The organism is Pseudomonas sp. PICF6 (assembly GCF_009831705.1).
Lineage (GTDB): Bacteria > Pseudomonadota > Gammaproteobacteria > Pseudomonadales > Pseudomonadaceae > Aquipseudomonas > Aquipseudomonas rhizophila.
Genome location: NZ_WUUD01000011.1, coordinates 50,858 through 73,948 on the forward strand (window position 1 = coordinate 50,858; position 23,091 = coordinate 73,948).

Here is a 23,091-nt window from a genome sequence, read left to right on the forward strand (position 1 = left end):
CCCCACGCAGTTCACCCAGGTAGGTGCGGCCTTCCAGCACGCGCTCATAGCCGATGTAGACCGGCACGAACACGATGGGCATGCGCGATGAGCGCAGGAAGCTGCGCAAGGTGATGGCGAGCATGCCGGTTTTGGGTTGCAGCATGCGTCCGGTGCGCGAGCGACCGCCCTCGACGAAATACTCCACCGGAAAGCCTTTGGTGAACAGCGTGTGCAGGTACTCGTTGAACACCGCGGTATAGAGCGGGTTGCCCTTGAAGGTGCGACGCATGAAAAACGCCCCGCCCCGACGCAGCAGACCGCCGATCACCGGCATGTTGAGGTTGATGCCGGCGGCGATGTGCGGCGGGGTCAGGCCGTTGCGAAACAGCAGGTACGACAGCAGCAGGTAGTCGATATGGCTGCGGTGGCACGGCACGTAGATGACTTCGTGGCCCTGGGCGACCTTCTGCACGCCTTCGATGTGGTTGACCTTGATGCCGTCGTAGATCTTGTTCCAGAACCAGCTCAGCACCACTTCCAGGAAACGGATCGCGGTGTAGGTGTAGTCCGAGGCGATTTCGTTGCCGTAACGCAGCGCTTGGGCCTTGGCTTTTTCCGGGGTGATTTTTTCCCGCTCGGCCTCGTCGGCAATCGCCTGTTTGACCAGCGGCTGGTTCAGCAGCCCCTTGACCAGATTGCGTCGGTGGGAAATGTCCGGGCCAATGACCGCCGCTTTCAAGTTGCGAAAATGTATCCGCAGGATCCGCTGGGCCATGCGCACGGTGCGTTCGTGGCCCTTGTCGTGCTCGATCAGTTCGCGCAAATGGATCGGCGCGGAAAACTGCACGCGGGTCTTGCGCCCCAGGATCATGATGCTCAGCAAGCGCCGCAGCCGGCCAGTGACGGCCCAGCTGTCGGCGAACAACAGTTTCCACGGGCTGGATTCGCTGTCGGGCGACTGCCCCCAAAACACGCTGACCGGGATGATCTGTGCGTCTTCGGCGGCGTTGTGGGTCAGGGCATTGACCAGTCGCGTCAGGGTCGGCGGTGCGCCACGTTTGTCCTGCCGGCCGAGCCAGTCCGGCTCCGGGGTCAGGTAGAAAAACGCCGCCGGTTCCAACAGGTTGCCCACGGACACCGGCAGTACCGGGCGGGGCAGGCCAGCCTTGGTGCACTCGGTGTCGAGCACCGCCAGGTCGGTGAGCGAAGGGTTTTGCAGGACGTAGAACACCGGACGACTGCGGTCGAGGTTGAGGGTGAAGGACGACTGATTGATCGTCTCGGAGCGAACCCAGAGGTACAACAGTCGGCGCAGGGTGCCAAACACAAGACGGCGGAACGGGGAACGGGTCATACGGCTTCTGCATGAGTGGATAAGATAAAGCGGCGGCTAGTGTGCCGGATTCGTCGAAAATCGGCAAAAAAGCGCCGAAGTAAAGTCAGTTGAGAGTTTTTACGTCTGTCATATACTCGGGCAGCTGACTGCCTCTGCCTTCCTCGTGGACGGCCGGACGGCGGCGAAGATCGTACGGCTTTCTATCGAAAGGCCGACTTAAAAATAAAAATGGGAGTGAGCAATCATGGCAGCACGCGAAACCGGCAATGTGAAGTGGTTCAACGACGCCAAAGGCTACGGCTTCATCCAGCGTGAAGGCGGGGCGGATGTATTCGTGCATTACCGCGCGATCCGTGGCGAAGGCCATCGTTCTCTGACTGAAGGCCAGCAGGTCGAGTACGCGGTGGTGGAAGGGCAGAAGGGCTTGCAGGCTGAGGATGTGGTGGGGTTGTAACCCGCATTCACTGGCGACACAAAACCCCTTGTGGGAGCGAGCCTGCTCGCGATAGCGGTGTGTCAGTCACTTCTAATCTGGCTGATCTACCGCTATCGCGAGCAGGCTCGCTCCCACATGGGTTGTGCTTTTACCTTTGTATCTGCGGCGGGCATCGCGAGGGTGGCCCTCAGATAGTCACGCCGTCTTCCAGGTAATCTCTTCTTCCCCATCGGCGCTGATGCGAATCCAGCGATCCGCCGACTCTTCACCTTCTTCCTCCACCCACGACCCAGGTGCGCAGCGCACTTCGACGTTCAGCGCGGCAAAGGCTGCACGGGCGCAGGCGATGTCGTCTTCCCACGGGGTCTGGTCGCTTTCCAGGTACAGGCTGTTCCATTTACCCACAGCCTTGGGTAGCCAGGTCACCGGGATATCGCCGGCCTTGCACTTGTAGGTTTGGCCTTTCTGGACCCAGTCGCTGCACGGGCCCAGGGCCTGGCCGAGCCACGCGGCAATGGCCTTGTGATCGACGTCGGCGTCTTTGAGGTAAATCTCGATATCGGGTTGGCGCATGGATGTCCTCACTGCGGTCTTGAAAAATCCATTCGCGGATTTAACTGGCCTCTGGCGGTTGCCCGAGGCCGGGAATTAAAAGTTATTGAAGAACGAAATAATCGTAGCGCATCGACACCGTGACCTCGAACGGCTCGGCCTGCTCGATCACGCTGGCGCGGCGTTCGGCACTGGCGCGCCAGCCGTGGGGCGTCATCGCCAACAGGTTGGCGCGGTCCTGGCCACTTATGAGTGTGAGCTTGAACTCGAGGGTTTCGCTGTGATCGAGCACCATGCCCGACGGCACCAGGGCCAGGTGTTTGTCATCCGTGTACTGGCGCACTTCGTCGTACAGTCGCTCGCGCAATTCCATCAGGTGGCCGCTGGTCGGGCCGACCTTCATCAGGCCGCCACCGGGGCTGAGCAGGCGTTTGGCCTCCTGCCAGTCCAGCGGGCTGAACACGCTGGCCAGAAACTGGCAGCAGCCGTCCGCCAGCGGTACGCGGGCCATGCTGGCGATCAACCAGGTCAGCCGTGGATCGCGTTTGCAGGCGCGTTTGACCGCCTCGCGGGAAATGTCCAGGGCGTAGCCATCGGCATCCGGCAAGGCGTCGGCGATCTGCGCGGTGTAGTAACCCTCGCCACAGCCGATGTCCAGCCAGCGACCGGGCGCGCGCTCGGCGGCCAGTTCGGCCAGGCGCCGGGCGACAGGGGCGTAATGCCCGGCGTTGAGGAAGTCGCGGCGGGCTTCGACCATCGCCTGGTTATCGCCGGGATCGCGGCTGTTCTTGTGCTGCACCGGCAGCAGGTTCAGGTAACCCTGCCGCGCGCGGTCGAAGCGATGGCCGGCCGGGCACACCACGCCGTTGTCCACCGCGTTCAGCGGTTCACTGCAGATCGGGCAGGCGAGCATCAGGCGAGCAACTTGATCAGCGTCTTGTAGTAGATCTCGGTCAGTACGTCGAGGTCGGCCGCCAGCACGCGCTCGTTGACCTGGTGGATGGTCGCGTTGACCGGCCCCAGTTCCACCACTTGGGTGCCCATGGTGGCGATGAAGCGACCATCGGAGGTGCCACCGCTGGTGGAGGCTTTTGTCTCGCGACCGGTGACATCCTTGATGCTCGAAGACACGGCATCCAGCAAAGCGCCTGGTTCGGTGAGGAATGGCAGGCCCGACAACGCCCAATCGATGTGCCAGTCCAGTTGATGTTTGTCGAGGATGTCGGCGACGCGTTTTTGCAAGCCTTCGACGGTGGACTCGGTAGAGAAGCGGAAGTTGAACACCGCCACCAAGTCGCCGGGGATCACGTTGGTCGCGCCAGTGCCGGAGTTGAGGTTGGAAATCTGGAAACTGGTGGGCGGGAAGAAGTCGTTGCCGTGGTCCCAATGCTCGGCGGCCAACTCTGCCAGGGCCGGAGCCGCCAGGTGGATGGGGTTCTTCGCCAGATGCGGATAGGCCACGTGGCCTTGCTTGCCGCGCACCGTCAGTTTGGCGCCGAGGGAGCCGCGGCGGCCGTTCTTGACCACGTCACCCACCAGGGTGGTGCTCGACGGCTCGCCGACGATGCACCAGTCCAGGCGTTCCTGGCGGGCCTTGAGGCGCTCGACCACGGCCTTGGTGCCGTGGTGGGCCGGGCCTTCTTCGTCGCTGGTGATCAGAAAGGTGATCGAGCCCTTGTGGTCCGGGTAGTCGGCGACAAACCGTTCCGCTGCCACCACCATCGCCGCCAGGCTGCCTTTCATGTCCGCCGCGCCACGGCCACAGAGCATGCCCTGTTCGTCGATGACCGCATCGAACGGGTCGAGCTGCCAGGCCTGCACTGGACCGGTCGGCACCACGTCGGTGTGCCCGGCGAAACACAGCACCGGGCCGTCATGCTTGCCATGGCTGGCCCAGAAGTTATCCACATCCTCGATGCGCATCGGTTCGAGCGTAAAGCCCGCGCTGCCCAGGCGCTGCATCATCAGTTTCTGGCAATCGGCATCCACCGGCGTCACGGACGGACGGCGGATCAGGTCGCAGGCGAGTTGCAGGGTCGGCGAGAGGTCGGCGTGGGCCGTCATGGAAAACTCCGAAAGCTGGAAAGGAGATCACAGTCCATGTGGGAGCGGGCTTGCTCGCGAAGCTTTTAGCGTCAGTGATGACGCCTTCGCGAGCAAGCCCGCTCCCACAGGTCCTGAGTTCGACCGTTGGATTGTATTCGGTCGAGGCTTACAAAATGGCGGTTATCTTATAGCAAAACGACCCCGGTGGGCCCCTGGTGCTGGTCAGTTGGACCACGAAACCTGTGGGAGCGAGCTTGCTCGCGATGGCGTCGGATCAGCCGCATCAATATTGACTGACACACCGCTATCGCGAGCAAGCTCGCTCCCACAAGGGAAATTGGTCGGATTCATTTCGCGACCGGCTCGAATTGCCGCAGCAAAGCCCTATAATGCGCGCCGGTTTTTGGGGTAATGGTCATGAGTACAGAAGATCCACGGTTTGCCGGTATCGCCCGTTTGTATGGCATCGAAGGCCTGGAGCGCTTGCGGGCGGCCCATGTGGCGATTGTCGGGGTGGGCGGCGTTGGTTCCTGGGCGGCGGAAGCCATCGCCCGTTGCGGCGTGGGCGAGATTTCGCTGTTCGACCTGGATGATGTCTGCGTCAGCAATGCCAACCGCCAACTGCACGCCCTGGACAGCACCGTCGGCAAACCCAAGGTCGAGGTGATGGCCGAGCGCCTGCGCGGCATCAACCCCGACTGCACGGTGCATGCCGTGGCGGATTTCGTCACCCGCGACACCATGGCCGAATACATCACGCCGAACATCGATTGCGTGATCGACTGCATCGACAGCGTCAACGCCAAGGCGGCGCTGATCGCCTGGTGCAAGCGCCGCAAGATCCAGATCATCACCACCGGCGGCGCGGGCGGGCAGATCGACCCGACGTTGATCCAGGTGTGCGACCTGAACCGCACGTTCAATGATCCGCTGGCCTCGAAAGTGCGTTCTACCTTGCGCCGCGATTACGGTTTTTCCCGTACCGTGACCCGCCATTACAGCGTGCCCTGCGTGTTCTCCACCGAGCAACTGCGCTACCCGAAACCGGACGGCAGCATTTGCTTGCAGAAGAGCTTTGTCGGCGATGGCGTCAAGCTCGACTGTGCTGGCGGGTTTGGTGCGGTGATGATGGTCACGGCGACGTTCGGCATGGTCGCGGCGACCAAGGCTGTGGATAAGATTGTGGCGGGTGTGCGGCGGCCGGCGGACCGGGTTAAGCCTCAGGTTTGAGCACTGGGGCTGATGGCCTCATCGCGAGCAGGCTCGCTCCCACATTGGATCTCATGGAACACAAGTTTTGTGTACGACACGGATCCCCTGTGGGAGCGAGCCTGCTCGCGATGGCGATCATTCAGTCAACTCAAGCATCCGCTTCAACACCGCATTCAAACCATTGCTGCGCGAAGGCGACAACTGCCGCGACAATCCCAACTGATTGAACCAATCCGGCAAATCCACCTGTTGCAACTCGTCAGCCGACAAGCCGTTGACCCGCGCCAGCAGCAACGCCACCAGCCCACGAATCAACCGCGCATCGCTGCTGGCGGCAAACTGCCAATGTCCGTCCTGCAGCCGTCCCACCAACCACACCTGACTTTCACAACCATGGACGAGATTGGCGTCGCACTTATCCGCATCGCTCAAGGGTGGCAGGCGCTCGCCCCATTGCATCAGCAGCCGGGCGCGTTGTTCCCAACCCGATGCGTCCTGAAACACTTGCAGCGCTGTGGCCGCGTCGGCCGGCAGGCTCATCGGAGCATCTCCAGGGCCTGGTCCAGAGCCTCGAAGAAGCGTTCGATATCGGCGGAGTCGTTGTACAGCGCCAGCGACACGCGAATCGCCCCCGACAGCTTCAGATGTTTGAACAGCGGCATGGCGCAGTGATGCCCGGCGCGTACAGCGATGCCTTGTTCGGTCAGCAAGTGGGCCACGTCGGCGTTGTGCACGCCTTCGACCATGAAGCTGACCAGGGCCAGGCTCGGATTGCCCACCAGGCGGACGCCATTGCGCGCCAGCAGCCCGTGAAGCAGGTAGTCATGCAGTGCAGTTTCATGGTCGCTGACTGCCTGCGGGTCGAGGCCGGACAGGTAGTCGAGGGTCGCGCCCAGGCCGATCACACTGGCAATCGGCGGCGTGCCGGCTTCGAAGCCCAGTGGCGCCGGACGGAACGTGGCGCTGTGGTAGTCGGCCTGTTGCACCATCTCGCCGCCGAACTGCCAATGACGCAGTTGATGAAGCGCTTCGGTGCGGCCGAACAACACGCCCAGTCCTTCGGGGCCATAGAGCTTGTGGCTGGAAAATACATAAAAGTCGCAGCCCAGTGCCTCCACATCGTGACGGCCATGAACCACACCCTGGGCGCCATCGATCACCGTCAGCGCGCCTTGGACCTTGGCCAGGGCCAATAGCGCTGGCAAGGGCTGCCAGGTGCCCAGCACGTTGGACAGCTGGCTCACCGCCAGCAGGCGCGTACGTGGGCCGATCAGTTCGGCGGCGGCGCTGATATCGATCACCCCGTCGGCACCCAGCGGCAACACCACCAGCGTCAGCGCACGACGCTCGGCCAGTTGTTGCCACGGCAGCAGGTTGGCGTGGTGTTCCAGGGCACTGATGACGATTTCATCGCCCGGATTGAAAAGATGTTCCAGCCCATAGGCCAGAAGATTCAGCGCCGAAGTGGCGCCATGGGTGAAGACGATTTGCCCGCAATCCCCGGCATTGAGCCATTGCGACACTTTGAGTCGGCTGTCTTCGAATGCCTGGGTCGCATGGGCGCCCGGCAGATGCTGTGCGCGGTGCACGTTGGCCGCGCCATTGGCGTAGTAATGCGCCAGGGCGTCCAGCAGGGCTTGGGGTTTTTGCGTGGTGGCGGCATTGTCCAGGTAGGTCTGGCCTTGCCGTTGCAAGGCGGCGATGGCCGGGAAATCGGCGCGCCAGGGAGAGGGAATCAACATGCTTTCGGGCCCTGCTGGAGTTACGCCGGACCCTGTGGGAGCAAGGTTGCTCCCACAGGTGATGGTGTGAAGCGGCTTAGTTGTGGGCGTGCAGTGCTTCGTTCAGCTCGATGGCCGATTTATGGGTTTTGCATTCCACCGCGCCGGTCTCGGAGTTGCGGCGGAACAGCAGATCGGGCTGGCCGGCCAGCTCGCGGGCCTTGACCACCTTGACCAGTTGGTTGTTCTCGTCCAGCAGCGCCACCTTGGTGCCGGCGGTCACGTACAGGCCCGACTCCACGGTGTTGCGGTCGCCCAGCGGAATGCCGATGCCGGCGTTGGCACCGATCAGGCAGCCTTCACCGACCTTGATCACGATGTTGCCGCCGCCCGACAGGGTGCCCATGGTCGAGCAACCGCCGCCCAGGTCAGACCCCTTGCCAACGAATACGCCAGCCGATACACGGCCTTCGATCATGCCCGGCCCTTCGGTGCCGGCGTTGAAGTTGACGAAACCTTCGTGCATCACTGTGGTGCCTTCGCCCACGTAGGCGCCCAGGCGGATCCGTGCGGCATCGGCGATACGCACGCCGGCCGGGACCACGTAGTCAGTCATTTTCGGGAACTTGTCCACCGAGAACACTTCCAGCAGCTCGCCGCGCAGACGGGCTTCGAGCTGGTGCTCGGCCAGTTCGCCCAGGTCGATTGCGCCCTGGCTGGTCCAGGCCACGTTCGGCAGCAGCGGGAAAATACCGGTCAGGTTCAGGCCGTGAGGCTTGACCAGACGGTGCGACAACAGATGCAGCTTGAGGTAGGCCTCGGGCGTGGAGCTCAGTGGGGCGTCTTCAGCCAGCAGAGTGGCGACCAGCGGCTTGTGGCTCTCGGCCAGACGGGTCAGCAGCGCGGCTTGCGCGGCATCGACGCCCTTGAGCGCGTCAGCCAGTTGCGAAGCCTGGGCGGTGGTGAAGGTGATGGCCTGGTTGCCTTCGCTATAGCCCAGAATCGGCGCGATGGCCTTGACGATCTCGGCCGAAGGGTTGAGCAACGGTTGGGCGTAGAACACTTCCAGCCAGCTACCTTGACGGTTTTGCGTGCCGACACCGAAGGCCAGGCTGAACAGAGTATTGGACATGAAATTACCTCTACAAAATGGACTGGGCAGGCTTACTTGATTTCTGCCGCATATATATCTGGCTTGAAGCCAATCAGGGTTCGGTCACCGAGATCAAGCACCGGGCGCTTGATCATCGAGGGTTGGCCGAGCATCAGTTCGATGGCTTTCGTCTGGTCGAGATCGGCTTTGCGTTCGTCGTCGAGTTTGCGAAAGGTCGTACCGGCACGGTTCAACACCACTTGCCAGCCATGCTCGTTGCACCATTGGGTCAGGTGCTCACGGTCGATGCCGGCGGTCTTGTAATCGTGAAAGTCGTAGTGCACAGCGTGTTCATCGAGCCAGGTGCGCGCCTTTTTCATCGTGTCACAGGCTTTGATACCGAAAAGGTGCAACGTTTTACTTGAATCGGTCAAGGAATTGCCCCCTTTGCAGGTGCTGGAAATAAAAGGTCAAGGATTATGCCATGACCGGACGGTTTCGCGACGCCAGATCGGCATGCACCCAAACCTGTGGGCGAGTCTGTGGGAGCAAAGCTTGCTCGCGATACAGGCGACACGGTTCAACTGCAAGACTGCGCCATCGTTCATCGCGAGCAAGCTTTGCTCCCACAGGCTCATTCCACAGGGCTGACTGCGACATAGGTGTAACGGCCAAGTTAATGCTAGGCGGTTAATATGGCACTTCAACGGCAAGCTGTTGCCGGATGTGTGTCGCTGTAAATGGAAACTCGTTATGCAAAGCGCTTATACCGTGCTGATCCTGTTGACGCTGGTGGGTGTTTCACGGCTGATCGGACGGTTGATCCCGCTGCCGTTGCCCTTGGTGCAGATCGGCGCAGGGGCGTTGCTGGCCTGGCCATCCCTGGGTTTGCATGTAACGCTCAATCCGGAGTTGTTCCTGTTTTTATTCCTGCCACCGCTGCTGTTCTCCGACGGCTGGCGTATGCCCAAGCGCGAATTCTGGCGCCTGCGCGGGCCGATCCTGACGCTGGCGGTGGGGCTGGTGCTGTTTACGGTGGTGGGCGCCGGTTATTTCATTCACTGGCTGCTGCCTAGCATCCCGCTACCGGTGGCGTTTGCCCTGGCGGCGGTCCTGTCGCCGACCGACGCGGTGGCGGTGTCGGCGATTGCTCGCGACCGCTTGCCCGCCCCCCTGATGCACATGCTCCAGGGCGAAGCGCTGATGAACGACGCCTCGGGTCTGGTCACCTTCAAGTTCGCCCTGGCGGCGGCCATCACTGGGGTGTTTTCCCTGGCCAACGCGAGCCTGACCTTCGTGCTGGTGGCGATCGGCGGACTGCTGGTCGGCGTGGGCTTGAGTTGGCTGGTGGGCCGTATGCGGGCCTGGATGATCGGGCGCGGCTGGGACGACCCGGCCACCCACGTAGTATTCATGTTGCTGTTGCCGTTCGCGGCCTATGTGCTGGCTGAGCGCTTGGGCGCTTCGGGGATTCTCTCGGCGGTGGCGGCGGGCATGATGCAGAGCTGGCTCGACCTGCTGCCGCGCCAGACCGGCACGCGGTTGCTCAACCGCAGCGTCTGGTCACTGCTGGAGTTCGCCTTCAACGGCTTGATCTTCCTGCTGCTGGGCCTGCAATTGCCGGACATCGCCAAGGCGGTGACCAGCCACGAAACCACATTGTGGCCGACGCTGTTCTACCGCTGCCTGGACGTGGTGGCGATTTTCCTGGTGTTGCTGGTGCTGCGGTTTGTCTGGGTGCAAAGCACCTGGCGCCTGTCCGGGCTATTGCGCCGCTGGCGTGGCAAGGGCGAGCTGACGCTCGTGCCGACTGCGCGCTCCTGCTGGTTGCTGACCTTCGGCGGGGTGCGCGGAGCGGTGACACTGGCGGGCGTGCTGTCGGTGCCGATGCTGTTGGCGGCGGGTGAGCCGTTTCCCGAGCGAGACTTGCTGATCTTCATTGCCGCCGGGGTGATTCTGCTGTCATTGATCGCCGCCTGCATCGCCCTGCCATTGCTGCTGCGAGGTATCGAGAAAAGCCCCGATGACAAGCGCCGCCACGAAGTGCGCGATGCCTGGCGCAAAACTGCTGAAGCGGCGATCCATGCATTGGAAGTGGACGAAACGAGCGAGGCTGCCAGCGCGCCCGACGCGACCCAAGCGGCGCTGGCGACCGAGGTCAAGGCGCGGTTGATGTCTGAATATCGCCATCAGTTGGAGGTGTTCAACGACTCCGCCGAAGCCCAGGCGCTGGCGTTTGAGATGGACCTGCTGGAACGCCGGCTGCGCTTGAAGGCCTATCGGGCGCAGCGGCTGGAGTTGTATCGCCTCAGCCGTCATCACCAGATTGGGGATGATGTGCTGCGAGAGGTGCTGGGGGAGTTGGATCTGGCAGAGGCGAATTTGGGGTTGGGTAAATAGCAGCCATGGCGCAAAGCTAATTGTGGCGAGGGAGCTTGCTCCCGCTGGGGCGCGAAGCGGCCCTGGTACCAGACAATCCGGTGTATCAGGTAAATTGAGTTCACTGCTTTGGGGCTGCTGCGCAGCCCAGCGGGAGCAAGCTCCCTCGCCACAGGGATGGCGGTCTGTCAGACGCACCGAAGTTTCCGACAAGTTTTTAAGGTTGTCCGTCGGAAGCGAGGGCTCTAGCCTCTGGGTGTCGCTGCCAATTCAGCGACCGGACGTGAGAATCCGAACAAAACCTCTAGGAGCACGGGCTTCTGCGCTATCCAAGCGCGGGGCTTTACATACTTCAGCTCTAGGGAGCAATTTTGATGGACAACAAAGAGACTCAAAACGCACCAAAGCCCGCATCCACTTTCCCCTACGGCGATTACGCACCCGAAAAACTGCAAGAAGCCGCTGATCGTGTGCTGGATCACTATCTCAAACCTGACGACAGCGAGTCAGAACCCAAGCCCTCAGTACAGCTATTCACTGTGGCTGACGGTATCGACACCGAAGTGTTGCTGGCCAATCTCAGCGAAACCCTGGCTTCGGCCAATGCAATGCTCAATGACCTTGCCTTCGATCAGGACGGCTCGCGACGACATGTAGCATTGGGAGTGGCCCAGATGATTGAGTTGGGGATGTTGTTGGCGAACAAGTGCCTGGATCGGGTAGAGCTTCGGGCTTGATTGTAATAGTGCCGTCCTCATCGCGAGCAAGCTTTGCTCCCACAGGATCCGGTATCGATCACAAACTTTGTGAACAACACCAAACCACTGTGGGAGCAAAGCTTGCTCGCGATAAATCGAAAGGCAAACACAAAAATCCCAGTAAAGCACTGAACCTGTGGCGAGGGGATTTATCCCCGCTGGGCTGCTAAGCAGCCCTAAAACCCGGCAACTCGGTGTGTCAGGACAATTGAGTCGACTGCTTTGGGGCTGCTGCGCAGCCCAGCGGGGATAAATCCCCTCGCCACAACAGCAGTTCGCTCAAGTCCTGGTGCAGCCATCAACCCCGACGCTGAATGAACGCGCGAATCCGCTCCGCCGCTTCCACACATTCAGCCAATGGCGCGACCAGGGCCATGCGCACGCGTCCGGCGCCTGGGTTGACGCCATCCACTTCGCGGGACAGGTACGAGCCCGGTACCACGGTCACGTGTTCCTGTTCGAACAGGTCACGGCAGAACGCCGCATCATCGCCCGCTACGTTCGGCCACAGGTAGAAGCTACCGTCGGGGCGTTGCACGTCCAGTACCGGGCTGAGGATTTCCAGTACCGCGTCGAACTTTTCCCGGTACAGCGCGCGGTTGGCCCGTACGTGCACTTCGTCGTTCCATGCGGCGATGCTCGCCAGTTGGGTCTGAACCGGCATCGCGCAGCCGTGGTAGGTGCGATACAGCAAGAAGCCCTTGAGGATGTCCGCATCGCCGGCCACGAAACCGGAGCGCAGGCCTGGCAGGTTGGAGCGTTTGGACAGGCTGTGGAACACCACGCAGCGCTTGAAATCCTGGCGGCCGAGCTCGACGCAGGCGCTGAGCAGCCCTGGTGGCGGGGTCTGTTCGTCGAAGTACAGCTCGCTGTAGCACTCGTCCGCGGCAATCACGAAGTCGTACTCGTCGGCCAGGGCAATGAGCCTCTTCAGCACATCCACCGGGATCAGCGCACCGGTCGGATTGCCCGGGGAGCACAGGAACAGGATCTGGCAGCGTTTCCAGATGTCCGGCGAGACCGCATCGAAATCCGGATTGAAGCCGTTTTCGTCCAGGCACGGCAGGTAGTGTGGCTTGGCTCCGGCCAGGAACGCGGCGCCTTCATAGATCTGATAGAACGGATTCGGGCTGACCACCAGGGCGTCGTCGCCACGGTTGACTACGGTCTGGGTGAAGGCAAACAGCGCTTCACGGGTGCCATTGACCGGCAGCACGTGGCGCGCCGGGTCCAGCCAGCCGTTCGGCACGTTGAAGCGGCGCTCGCACCAGCCGGTGATGGCTTCACGCAATTCCGGGATGCCGAGGGTGGTCGGGTACACGGCCATTTTTTCCAGATTGCTGGCCAGGGCTTCAGCCACAAAGCTTGGCGAGCGGTGCTTGGGCTCGCCGATGGACAGCGCGATGGGGCGTTTGTCCGGGTTGGGCGTGACGCTGCCCAGCAGGGCGCGGAGCTTTTCGAACGGGTAGGGCTGCAACTGGTTCAGAGCGTTGTTCATCGGGGGCCTCTTTTAATGTGGGAGCGAGCCTGCTCGCGATAGCGGTATGTCAGGAAACATCTGTGCTGGATGTTCTGCCGTCATCGCGAGCAGGCTCGCTCCCACAGGGGGAAATTTGTTCGTTCAGATGCTGATCCGTGTCAGGTGAGCATCAGGTTCCTGGTTGACGCTCAACTGCCGGACAATCGCGTCCTGCAAGCGGCTGCACAGCTGCGGATCGGACAGCGGCTGGTTATGCGCGTCAGTGATGAAGAACACGTCTTCCACCCGTTCGCCCAAGGTGGCGATCTTGGCGTTCTGCAACGACAGGTCGAACTCCAGGAATATATGCCCGACCCGCGCCAGCAGGCCAGGGCGGTCCGGGGCGCTGAGCTCCAGCACCGTGACCTGACGCTGGGCGTCGTTGTGGATCGTTACCTGGGGAGCGAAGGCGAAGTGCTTGAGCTGGCGCGGGACCCGGCGCTGGATGATGGTCGGGTAATCCGCCGGGTTGCGCAGGGCCTCGGTGAGACCGTCGCGGATCTGTTTGACCCGCGTCGGGTTGTCGCCAATCGAATCGCCATCGGTGTCGAGCACAATGTAGGTGTCGAGGGTGAACTGGCTGCTGGAGGTAATGACCCGGGCGTCGTGAATGTTGAGGTTGAGCTGGTCCATCGCCGCCACAGTCACGGCGAAGAAGTCGTGCTGGTCCGGGGCGTAGATGAAAATCTGCGTGCCGCCCTCGAACTCGCGCTGGGTGGTTTCCTTGATCAGCACCAACGGCCCGCCATCGGCCGGTTGCTGCAGAATCGCGTCGCTGTGCCAGGCGACGTCGCCGGCAGTGTGGCGCAGGAAATAGTCATCGCCCAACTGCGACCAGAGCTGTTCGACGTCGTCCGGATCGGTGCCGCCGCGCACCAGGATGTCCAGGGCGGCAGTCTGGGTGCGACGGATCTGCTCTTCGCGGTCCACCGGGTTTTCCAGGCCGCGGCGCAGGGCACGCTTGGTCTCGGTGTAGAGCTGGCGCAACAGGCTGGCGCGCCAGGAGTTCCACAGGCTCGGGTTGGTGGCATTGATATCGGCCACGGTCAGCACGTAGAGGTAATCCAGACGTGTTTCATCACCGACGATCTGGGCGAAGTCGTGGATCACTTGCGGGTCGGACAGGTCCTTGCGCTGGGCGGTGGTCGACATCACCAGGTGATTCTGCACCAGCCAGACGATCAGCCGGCTGTCCCATACCGGCAGTTGATGGCGCTGGCAGAACGCCTCGGCATCCACCGCGCCGATCTCGGAGTGGTCGCCCTGGCGACCCTTGCCGATGTCGTGGTAAAGCCCCGCCATGTAGATCAGTTCGGGCTTGGGCAGCTTGCCCATGAGCTTGCTGGCCAGCGGGAATTTTTCCGATACCTGGGTGTATTGCAACTTCCGCAGGTGCTTGATCAGGTTCAGCGTGTGGGCATCGACCGTATAGATGTGGAACAGGTCGTGCTGCATCTGACCGACGATGAAACCGAACTCCGGCAGGTAGCGCCCCAGAATGCCGTAGCGGTTCATCCGCCGCAGGTTGCGATGCACCCCGATCCTGCACTTGAACAGCTCGATGAACAGGCTGGTGTTGCGGATATCGTGGCGGAAGTCGTCATCGATCAGGTGACGGTTTTCCCGCAGCAGGCGAATGGTGTCGGCGCGCACCCCCTTGATTTCCGGCTGCTGGGCCATGAGCACGAAAATCTCCAGCATGGCGAACGGCGTACGGCGGAATACATTGGCGTTGCGCGCTTCGATGTAACCATCGTGGAGCTGGAAGCGTGAGTTGATCGGCTGCGGCGGTTCTTCGTCTTCGGGGGCGAGGATGACCTCCTCGAAGTGCTGGATGATCAGTTCGCTGAGCTGGGCGATGCTCATCACCACCCGGTAGTACTGCTGCATGAAGTTTTCGATGGACTGCTTGGCATCCTGGCCCTCGAAACCCAGCAAGCCCGCGATGGAGCGCTGGTGATCGAACAGCAAGCGGTCTTCGGATCGCCCGGCAAGCATGTGCAAGGCGTAGCGCACTTTCCACAGGAATTCCTGGGACGAGGCCAGCAGGGCATTTTCGCTTTCCACCAGGAAGCCTTCGCCAGCCAGGGCGCGCAGGTTCAGAGTGCCGTACTGGCGACGGGCAACCCACAGGATGGTCTGGATGTCCCGCAATCCGCCAGGGGAGCCTTTGACGTTGGGTTCCAGGTTGTATTCGGTGTCGTTGTACTTGTGGTGGCGGGCCTTTTGTTCGGCGTGCTTGGCCAGGAAAAAGTCCTTGCTGGGCCACATGTGCGCGGTGCTGGTGACCTCGAGCATACGCTGGCGAAGGCGCTCGGGACCGGCGATGGTGCGGCTTTCCATCAGGTTGGTGATCACCGTCAGGTCGGCGCGGGCCTCTTCGGCGCATTCCTGCACCGAACGCACGCTCTGACCGACTTCCAGGCCGATGTCCCACAGCAGCGTCAGGAAACGCTCGATGGAGTCGCGGAAAACTTCATGGTCGGCGCTGTCCAGCAGGATCAGCAGATCAATGTCGGAGTAAGGGTGCAGCTCACCGCGCCCATAGCCGCCCACCGCCACCAGGGCAATGTCGGCGTCTTCGCTCCAGTTGAACTGTTCCCAGGCCTTTTGCAGGATGTTATCGACGAACCAGGCACGGTCTTCGATCAGCCGGCGAATATCCCGGCCACTGCGAAAGCGCTGGTCGAGCACTTCATGAGCCTGGCGGATCGCCTTCTTGAAGGCCGATATGGGGCTTGCCTTCAGGGCCAGTTCAGCCTGGAACTGGCCGCGGTCGAAGAGTTCGGGATCCACCTGCGGCATCGAATGGCTTTCCTTTCTTTCTATCTATAGCTGGGTTGTGGATCAGGCGGAAACGCGAGCGATGGTGTCATCGCTGCGCAGGGTGAAGATCTCGTACCCAGTCTCGGTAACCAGCAAGGTATGTTCCCACTGGGCCGACAGCTTGCGGTCCTTGGTGATGGCGGTCCAGCCGTCGCCCAGTACCTTGGTGTCGGCGCGACCCTGGTTGATCATTGGCTCGATGGTGAAGGTCATGCCCGCTTGCAGCTCCATGCCGGTGCCGGCACGGCCGTAGTGCAGGATCTGCGGTTCTTCATGGAACACTTTGCCGATACCGTGGCCGCAGAATTCGCGCACCACCGAAAAGCCGTTCTTCTGCGCGTGTTTCTGGATCACTTCACCGATGTCTCCCAGGCGGCAGCCCGGTTTCACCAGTTCGATGGCCATGTACATGCATTCCTGGGTGACTTTCGACAGGCGCTGGGCCCATTCCGGCACGTTGCCGACATGGAACATGCGGCTGGTGTCACCGTGGTAACCATCCTTGATGACGGTAACGTCGATGTTCAGGGTGTCGCCATCCTTCAACGGCTTTTCGTTGGGGATGCCGTGGCAGACCACGTGGTTGATCGAGGTGCAGATCGACTTGGGGAAGCCTTTATAGTTGAGCGGGGCAGGAATGGCTTTCTGCTCGTTGACGATGTAGTCGTGGCAGATCCGGTCCAGTTCTTCGGTGGTAACGCCCGGCTTGACGTGTTCGGCAATCATTTCCAGCACGTCGGCGGCGAGTTTGCCGGCGACACGCATTTTTGCGATGTCCTCGGGGGTCTTGAGGGTGACGGTCATACAGGCTCTCTCTGCGCCCGGCGGCGCTGTTCAAAACGAAATAGGCGGCGGATGATGAGCAGCGCGGCCCTGAAAGAGGCGATTCTAACAGACGATCAGCGCAATGAACCCTATCGCCTGGATGGAACTCTGTGGCGAGGGGATAAAACCCCTTCCATAGGGGTTTTCAGAATCCGTGTTCCGTTTTCGCCCTTGCTGTGGTATAAAATGCGCCGCTTTCCGGGGATGACCCCGCAAGCTTAAATCCACACACGTGTCGACACGATGACCTGGGTGCCTTCGGCTTATATAGGCCGCTGGTTGGTCATTGGGATACGTGGAGGCCAAACCCGACTTATCAAGGAACTATCATGTCCCAAGTCAACATGCGCGATATGCTGAAGGCCGGTGTGCACTTCGGTCACCAGACCCGTTACTGGAACCCGAAAATGGGTAAGTACATTTTCGGCGCGCGTAACAAGATCCACATCATCAACCTTGAAAAAACCCTGCCGATGTTCAACGAAGCACTGACCTTCGTAGAGCGCCTGGCCCAGGGCAAAAACAAGATTCTGTTCGTCGGCACCAAGCGTTCCGCTGGCAAGATCGTTGCTGAAGAAGCAGCACGTTGCGGTTCGCCGTACGTCGATCACCGCTGGTTGGGCGGCATGCTGACCAACTTCAAGACCATTCGCGCTTCCATCAAGCGTCTGCGTGACCTTGAAGTGCAGTCCGAAGACGGTACTTTCGCCAAGCTGACCAAGAAAGAAGCGCTGATGCGCACTCGCGATCTTGAGAAGCTGGACCGCTCCCTGGGCGGTATCAAGGACATGGGCGGTCTGCCTGACGCACTGTTCGTGATCGACGTTGACCACGAGCGCATCGCGATCACCGAAGCCAACAAGCTGGGTATCCCGGTCATCGGCGTTGTCGATACCAACAGCAGCCCGGAAGGCGTTGACTACATCATCCCAGGCAACGATGACGCCATCCGCGCCATCCAGCTGTACATGGGTTCGATGGCTGACGCTGTTATCCGTGGTCGCAACAATGTTAATGGCGGCACCGAAGTCTTCGCTGAAGAAGCTCCGGCAGCAGCCGCTGAGTAATTGACGCCCTGGCGTTGACTCAGTAAGCAAAAAGGGGGCTTGGCCCCCTTTTTGCCACCTCGAAAACCATTTGTCAGCAGCGCAGCTACAGCATCTGTAACGTGCAGCGGCTAACAAGGGTGGTTCGGGAAGAATTGCACGCCCGTTCAATCGGGTGGAATGGTTGAAAACCTATCCAAGAGGATTTTGAAATGGCAGAGATTACTGCAGCGTTGGTCAAAGAACTGCGCGAGCGTACCGGCGAAGGCATGATGGACTGCAAGAAGGCCTTGACCAAGGCTGGCGGCGACATCGAGAAAGCCATTGATGACATGCGTGCTTCGGGCGCCATCAAGGCTGCCAAGAAAGCCGGCAACGTCGCCGCTGAAGGCGCCATCGCCATCAAGGACGACGGCAAGGTCGCCGTTCTGCTGGAAGTCAACTCCCAGACCGACTTCCTGGCTCTGCAGGATGACTTCAAGGCATTCGTCGCTGCCAGCGTCGAAAAAGCCTTTGCTGACAAACTGACTGATGTCGCTCCGCTGATCGAAGCTCGTGAAGCTGATCGTCTGGTTCTGGTCGGCAAGACCGGCGAGAACGTCAACATCCGTCGTCTGGCTCGCGTTGAAGGTGACGTGGTCGGTACTTACCTGCACGGTAACAAGATCGGTGTTGCAGTTGTCCTCAAGGGCGGTTCCGTTGAACTGGCCAAGGACATCGCCATGCACGTAGCGGCCAGCAACCCTGAGTTCCTGCTGCCATCGCAAGTTTCCGCTGAAGCCATCGAACGCGAAAAAGCCGTGTTCATGAGCCTCAACGAAGACAAGATGAAAGGCAAGCCAGCTGAAATCGTTGAAAAAATGATCGGCGGCCGCATCAGCAAGTTCCTGGCTGAAGCCAGCCTGGTTGAGCAAGCTTTCGTCAAGGACCCGGAAATCACCGTGGGTGCCCTGGCCAAGAAAGGCGGCGCTGAAATCGTTTCCTTCACTCGCTTTGCGGTAGGTGAAGGCATCGAGAAGCCAGTCGACAACTTCGCTGACGAAGTTGCTGCTCAGGTAGCGGCTGCTTCCAAGCAATAAGACGGTTTTTTTAACTGTCGCCCTGAAGAGGCTGCCCGCTCACGCGCGCAGCCTCTTTTTGGATGGGATACCGATTTTTATTGGTTTCCTGTCGGAACTGGCTTACAAAGCCGTGTTTCGATGGCGCTGTGTCAGCGTCAAGCTAGAGTGAACGCAGGCTGCAAACAGCCTGAAAGAATTTTCGAAAATACGCCGCAGGAGAGATTCGCAATGGCTCAGCAGGGCAGTGGTTATCAGGCTCGCTATAAACGCATTCTACTCAAGCTTAGCGGCGAGGCCCTGATGGGCTCGGAAGAGTTCGGGATCGATCCGAAAGTGCTGGATCGCATGGCGCTGGAAGTCGGCCAGTTGGTCGGAATTGGCGTTCAGGTCGGCCTGGTCATCGGCGGCGGCAACCTGTTCCGCGGCGCAGCGCTGAGCGCGGCCGGCATGGATCGGGTTACGGGCGACCACATGGGCATGCTGGCCACTGTGATGAACGCCCTGGCTATGCGCGATGCGCTGGAGCGTGCCAATATCTCGGCCATCGTAATGTCGGCCATTTCCATGGTCGGCGTGACCGATCACTACGACCGCCGCAAAGCCATGCGCCACCTCAATGCCAAGGAAGTGGTGATTTTTGCCGCCGGCACCGGCAATCCGTTCTTCACCACGGATTCGGCCGCCTGCTTGCGAGCGATCGAGATCGATGCCGATGTCGTGCTCAAGGCAACCAAGGTCGATGGCGTCTATACCGCTGACCCGTTCAAAGATCCGCATGCCGAGAAGTTCGATCATCTGACCTACGATGAAGTACTGGATCGCAAGCTGGGTGTCATGGACCTGACGGCTATCTGTCTGTGCCGCGACCACAAGATGCCGCTGCGCGTCTTTAACATGAACAAGCCCGGCGCCCTGCTGAATATCGTGCATGGCGGCGCCGAAGGAACACTGATCGAGGAAGTACAACAATGATCAACGAAATCAAGAAAGACGCTCAAGAGCGCATGCAGAAATCCGTGGAATCGCTGGCACACAACTTCGGTCGCATTCGTACCGGCCAGGCGCACCCAAGCATTCTCGAAGGCGTGATGGTGCCGTACTACGGCGCTGATACGCCGATCAAGCAAGTGGCCAACATCACCGTCAAGGATGCCCGGACCCTGCAAGTCGTTGCCTTTGAGCGCAACATGCTGGGCGCGGTCGACAAGGCCATCGGCAGTGCCGGCCTGAACCTGAACCCGACCAACCTGGGTGAGTTGCTGCTGATTTCCATGCCTGCCCTGACCGAGGAAACCCGTAAGGGCTTCACCAAGCAGGCCCGTGATGTGGCTGAAGACGCTCGCGTTGCCGTGCGCAACATCCGTCGTGATGCCAACAGCCAGCTCAAGGATCTGGTCAAGGAAAAGGAAATCAGTGAAGACGAAGAGCGTCGCGCCGCTGGCGAGATTGATGATCTGACCAAGAAGTACGTGGCTAAGATCGATGCGGATTTGGCGCAGAAAGAAAAAGACCTGATGGCCGTATAAGGGTCTCGTTTTCATGGAAAAGACCAAACAGGCCGTGCCGTTTGCGATTCCGCGTCACGTGGCGATCATCATGGATGGCAATAATCGCTGGGCCAAGAAGCGCTTTATGCCTGGCGTGGCCGGGCACAAGGCGGGGGTCGATGCAGTTCGCGCGGTCATCGAGGTGTGTGCCGAGGCCGGGGTCGAGGTGCTGACCCTGTTCGCCTTCTCCAGCGAGAACTGGCAGCGTCCGGCCGATGAAGTCAGCGCCTTGATGGATCTGTTCCTCAAGGCTCTGCGGCGTGAGGCCAAGCGCCTCAACGACAACAGCATCAGCCTGCGCATCATTGGTGACCGCTCGCGCTTTCATCCCGAGTTGCAGGCTGCGATGCGCGAAGCCGAGGCCGCCACGGCGGGTGCCAATCGGTTCGTCCTGCAGATTGCCGCCAACTATGGCGGCCAATGGGACATCGCCCAGGCAGCCCAGCGGCTGGCGCGGGAGGTCCAGGCCGGGCATCTGCGGCCGGAAGACATCACGCCTGAGCTGCTGCAGACCTGTCTGGCCACTGGCGACTTGCCGTTGCCGGACCTGTGCATTCGTACCGGTGGCGAGCATCGCATCAGTAACTTCCTGCTCTGGCAGCTGGCTTACGCCGAGCTGTATTTCTCCGACCTGTTCTGGCCGGACTTCAAACACGAAGCCATGCGCACGGCGCTGGCCGATTTCGCTTCCCGTCAGCGTCGTTTCGGTAAAACGAGCGAGCAGATCGAAGCTGGAGCCCGGGTTTAATGCTTAAACAACGAATCATCACCGCTCTGATCCTGTTGCCCATCGCCCTGGGTGGATTTTTCCTGCTTGAAGGTGCCAGTTTCGCGCTGTTCATCGGGTTGGTCGTGACCTTGGGGGCATGGGAGTGGGCGCGCTTGGCGGGCTTCCCGGCGCAGTCTGCGCGGGTGGCCTATGCCGTGGCCGTGGCGGCGATGCTGTTCGTCATGTACCTGGTGCCGGGTATCGCGCCCTGGGTTCTGGGGGCAGCGGTATTGTGGTGGGCCACGGCGACCTTCCTGGTGTTGACCTATCCGCGCACCACGCATCATTGGGCAGGTGCTGCCGCGAAGCTGGTGATTGGCCTGCTTATCCTGCTGCCGGCCTGGCAAGGGCTGATCTGGATCAAGCAAGGCCCGTTGGGCAACTGGCAGATCATGGCTGTGATGGTGTTGGTCTGGGGGGCGGATGTCGGTGCCTATTTCTCCGGACGGGCGTTTGGCAAGCGCAAGCTTGCTCCCAAGGTCAGTCCCGGCAAGAGCTGGGAAGGGGTCTATGGAGGCCTGGCCTTGAGCCTGGTGATCACAGCGGTGGTCGGCGTCGTGCGGGAGTGGAGTGCCGGGCAGTTGCTGATGGGCCTGTTTGGGGCTGCTCTCATCGTATTTGTATCGGTGGTCGGCGACCTGACCGAAAGCATGTTCAAGCGTCAGTCCGGCATCAAGGACAGCAGTAATCTGCTGCCCGGCCATGGTGGCGTGCTGGATCGCATCGACAGCCTGACCGCTGCGATTCCGATCTTTGCCGTGCTGCTATGGATGGCGGCATCGTGAGTCGCCCTCAACAAATTACCGTCCTGGGTGCTACCGGTTCGATCGGCCTGAGTACGCTTGATGTCATCGGCCGTCACCCGGAGCGCTATCAGGTATTTGCCCTCAGTGGTTTTACTCGCTTGAGTGAGCTGCTGGCGCTGTGCATACGCCATACCCCGCGTTTCGCCGTGGTGCCTGAAGCTGGCGTTGCCCGCGCCTTGCAGGACGACTTGCGCGCGGCGGGCTTGCCTACCCGTGTCCTGGTGGGGGAGGAAGGGTTGTGTCAGGTCGCCTCCGATCCTGAAGTCGACGCGGTGATGGCGGCGATTGTCGGCGCGGCGGGTTTGCGTCCAACGCTGGCGGCGGTAGAGGCAGGCAAAAAAATCCTGCTGGCCAATAAAGAAGCACTGGTCATGTCCGGCGCGCTGTTCATGCAGGCCGTGCGCAAAAGCGGTTCGGTGCTGCTGCCCATCGACAGCGAGCACAATGCGATTTTTCAATGCATGCCGCAGGACTTTTCCCGCGGCCTGGGCGCAGTGGGGGTCCGGCGGATTTTACTGACGGCTTCCGGCGGTCCGTTCCGGCAGACTCCGCTGGAAGAGTTGGTGCATGTTTCACCCGAGCAGGCTTGTGCTCACCCGAACTGGTCCATGGGGCGCAAGATTTCCGTGGATTCGGCCAGCATGATGAACAAGGGCCTGGAACTGATCGAGGCCTGCTGGTTGTTCGATGCCAAGCCGTCCCAGGTGGAAGTGGTGATTCACCCGCAGAGCGTGATTCACTCCCTGGTGGATTACATAGACGGTTCGGTGCTGGCTCAATTGGGCAACCCGGACATGCGTACTCCGATCGCCAATGCGCTGGCCTGGCCTGCGCGGATTGATTCGGGCGTGGCGCCGCTGGACCTGTTCGCCATTGCCCGCCTGGATTTCCAGGCGCCTGATGAGCAGCGCTTTCCATGCCTGCGTCTGGCGCGACAAGCGGCTGAGGCAGGCAACAGTGCTCCGGCCATGCTTAATGCTGCCAATGAAGTGGCGGTTGCAGCGTTTCTCGACGGACGTGTCCGTTACCTCGAGATCGCGAGTATCATCGAGGAGGTCTTGAACCTCGAGGCTGTGGTTTCGCTCGATGACCTCGATGCGGTATTCACGGCGGACGCCAGGGCTCGTGAGCTGGCGGGCCAATGGTTGAAGCGCCACGGGCGTTGAGGCTGCGGTAC

22 protein-coding genes are annotated in these 23,091 nt (G+C 60.9%); 11 read left to right on the forward strand and 11 right to left on the reverse strand.

Going from position 1 to position 23,091, the window contains the following annotated elements; genetic code table 11:
• On the reverse strand, window positions 1–1,336 hold a 1,336-nt coding region (plsB, locus tag GSM73_RS26855), incomplete at its 3' end, for a glycerol-3-phosphate 1-O-acyltransferase PlsB (RefSeq protein WP_256676699.1).
• A 226-nt stretch (window positions 1,337–1,562) separates the two neighbouring features.
• Between plsB and GSM73_RS03960 the strand changes: the two genes are divergently transcribed.
• Complete coding sequence (locus GSM73_RS03960) at window positions 1,563–1,772, forward strand: cold-shock protein (protein WP_003184959.1); 210 nt, start codon at window positions 1,563–1,565, stop codon at window positions 1,770–1,772.
• A 177-nt stretch (window positions 1,773–1,949) separates the two neighbouring features.
• Here the strand turns inward: GSM73_RS03960 and GSM73_RS03965 are convergent, their stop codons facing one another.
• The 3 genes from GSM73_RS03965 to dapE form a co-directional block, all read right to left on the reverse strand.
• Window positions 1,950–2,327, reverse strand: a complete 378-nt coding sequence (locus GSM73_RS03965; protein ID WP_047227549.1) for a hypothetical protein — start codon at window positions 2,325–2,327, stop codon at window positions 1,950–1,952.
• An 82-nt stretch (window positions 2,328–2,409) separates the two neighbouring features.
• A complete protein-coding gene (locus GSM73_RS03970) occupies window positions 2,410–3,219 on the reverse strand; it encodes a putative RNA methyltransferase (protein ID WP_047227550.1) in 810 nt (269 codons plus the stop codon).
• The gene (gene dapE / locus GSM73_RS03975; RefSeq protein ID WP_160891644.1) at window positions 3,219–4,370 is read right to left on the reverse strand and encodes a succinyl-diaminopimelate desuccinylase; all 1,152 of its coding nucleotides are present in this window, start codon (window positions 4,368–4,370) and stop codon (window positions 3,219–3,221) included. The genes GSM73_RS03970 and dapE overlap by 1 nt, the downstream gene beginning before the upstream one ends.
• A 399-nt stretch (window positions 4,371–4,769) precedes the next feature.
• On the opposite strand from dapE, the gene tcdA reads away from it, so the two are divergent.
• Window positions 4,770–5,582, forward strand: coding sequence for a tRNA cyclic N6-threonylcarbamoyladenosine(37) synthase TcdA (gene tcdA / locus GSM73_RS03980; protein WP_003198205.1), 813 nt, complete (start codon window positions 4,770–4,772; stop codon window positions 5,580–5,582).
• A gap of 117 nt (window positions 5,583–5,699) precedes the next feature.
• On the opposite strand, the gene GSM73_RS03985 is transcribed toward tcdA, so the two are convergent.
• From GSM73_RS03985 to GSM73_RS04000, 4 genes are all read right to left on the reverse strand, one after another.
• Entirely contained in the window at window positions 5,700–6,104 is a 405-nt protein-coding gene (locus tag GSM73_RS03985; RefSeq protein ID WP_160891646.1) for a SufE family protein, read from the reverse strand.
• Window positions 6,101–7,306: an aminotransferase class V-fold PLP-dependent enzyme gene (locus tag GSM73_RS03990; protein WP_160891648.1), complete on the reverse strand. Its 1,206-nt coding sequence runs from the start codon at window positions 7,304–7,306 to the stop codon at window positions 6,101–6,103. Before GSM73_RS03990 ends, GSM73_RS03985 begins: the two co-directional genes overlap by 4 nt.
• A gap of 76 nt (window positions 7,307–7,382) precedes the next feature.
• Window positions 7,383–8,417 carry a 2,3,4,5-tetrahydropyridine-2,6-dicarboxylate N-succinyltransferase gene (gene dapD, locus GSM73_RS03995; RefSeq protein ID WP_047227554.1) on the reverse strand — a complete coding sequence of 345 codons (1,035 nt, stop codon included), beginning with the start codon at window positions 8,415–8,417 and terminating at the stop codon, window positions 7,383–7,385.
• Window positions 8,418–8,449: 32 nt separating this feature from the next.
• Window positions 8,450–8,812, reverse strand: coding sequence for an ArsC family reductase (locus GSM73_RS04000; protein WP_076386191.1), 363 nt, complete (start codon window positions 8,810–8,812; stop codon window positions 8,450–8,452).
• A gap of 319 nt (window positions 8,813–9,131) precedes the next feature.
• Between GSM73_RS04000 and GSM73_RS04005 the strand changes: the two genes are divergently transcribed.
• Both GSM73_RS04005 and GSM73_RS04010 read left to right on the forward strand, forming a co-directional pair.
• Complete coding sequence (locus GSM73_RS04005; RefSeq protein WP_076386189.1) at window positions 9,132–10,778, forward strand: Na+/H+ antiporter; 1,647 nt, start codon at window positions 9,132–9,134, stop codon at window positions 10,776–10,778.
• Window positions 10,779–11,131: 353 nt separating this feature from the next.
• Window positions 11,132–11,494, forward strand: a complete 363-nt coding sequence (locus GSM73_RS04010; protein WP_047227557.1) for a DUF6124 family protein — start codon at window positions 11,132–11,134, stop codon at window positions 11,492–11,494.
• A gap of 319 nt (window positions 11,495–11,813) precedes the next feature.
• Here the strand turns inward: GSM73_RS04010 and dapC are convergent, their stop codons facing one another.
• From dapC to map, 3 genes are all read right to left on the reverse strand, one after another.
• Window positions 11,814–13,013 carry a succinyldiaminopimelate transaminase gene (gene dapC, locus GSM73_RS04015; protein ID WP_160891650.1) on the reverse strand — a complete coding sequence of 400 codons (1,200 nt, stop codon included), beginning with the start codon at window positions 13,011–13,013 and terminating at the stop codon, window positions 11,814–11,816.
• Window positions 13,014–13,136: 123 nt separating this feature from the next.
• Entirely contained in the window at window positions 13,137–15,839 is a 2,703-nt protein-coding gene (locus GSM73_RS04020; protein WP_076386187.1) for a [protein-PII] uridylyltransferase, read from the reverse strand.
• Window positions 15,840–15,881: 42 nt separating this feature from the next.
• On the reverse strand, window positions 15,882–16,664 hold the full coding sequence (gene map, locus GSM73_RS04025; RefSeq protein WP_047227560.1) for a type I methionyl aminopeptidase: 783 nt from the start codon (window positions 16,662–16,664) through the stop codon (window positions 15,882–15,884).
• Window positions 16,665–17,014: 350 nt separating this feature from the next.
• Between map and rpsB the strand changes: the two genes are divergently transcribed.
• The 7 genes from rpsB to ispC all read left to right on the forward strand — a co-directional run bounded on the left by rpsB (window position 17,015) and on the right by ispC (window position 23,080).
• Window positions 17,015–17,752 (forward strand): 30S ribosomal protein S2, encoded by a 738-nt coding sequence (gene rpsB / locus GSM73_RS04030; protein WP_003198231.1) that lies wholly within the window; start codon window positions 17,015–17,017, stop codon window positions 17,750–17,752.
• 191 nt (window positions 17,753–17,943) lie between these two features.
• Window positions 17,944–18,810, forward strand: a complete 867-nt coding sequence (gene tsf, locus GSM73_RS04035) for a translation elongation factor Ts (protein ID WP_047227561.1) — start codon at window positions 17,944–17,946, stop codon at window positions 18,808–18,810.
• Between the two features lie 210 nt (window positions 18,811–19,020).
• Window positions 19,021–19,764 carry a UMP kinase gene (gene pyrH / locus GSM73_RS04040; RefSeq protein WP_024779012.1) on the forward strand — a complete coding sequence of 248 codons (744 nt, stop codon included), beginning with the start codon at window positions 19,021–19,023 and terminating at the stop codon, window positions 19,762–19,764.
• Window positions 19,761–20,318, forward strand: a complete 558-nt coding sequence (gene frr, locus GSM73_RS04045; RefSeq protein ID WP_047227562.1) for a ribosome recycling factor — start codon at window positions 19,761–19,763, stop codon at window positions 20,316–20,318. Before pyrH ends, frr begins: the two co-directional genes overlap by 4 nt.
• A gap of 13 nt (window positions 20,319–20,331) precedes the next feature.
• Window positions 20,332–21,087, forward strand: a complete 756-nt coding sequence (gene uppS / locus GSM73_RS04050; RefSeq protein ID WP_047227563.1) for a polyprenyl diphosphate synthase — start codon at window positions 20,332–20,334, stop codon at window positions 21,085–21,087.
• A complete protein-coding gene (locus tag GSM73_RS04055; protein WP_047227564.1) occupies window positions 21,087–21,893 on the forward strand; it encodes a phosphatidate cytidylyltransferase in 807 nt (268 codons plus the stop codon). Before uppS ends, GSM73_RS04055 begins: the two co-directional genes overlap by 1 nt.
• On the forward strand, window positions 21,890–23,080 hold the full coding sequence (gene ispC / locus GSM73_RS04060; RefSeq protein WP_076386735.1) for a 1-deoxy-D-xylulose-5-phosphate reductoisomerase: 1,191 nt from the start codon (window positions 21,890–21,892) through the stop codon (window positions 23,078–23,080). The genes GSM73_RS04055 and ispC overlap by 4 nt, the downstream gene beginning before the upstream one ends.
• The last annotated feature ends 11 nt before the right edge of the window (window positions 23,081–23,091 follow it).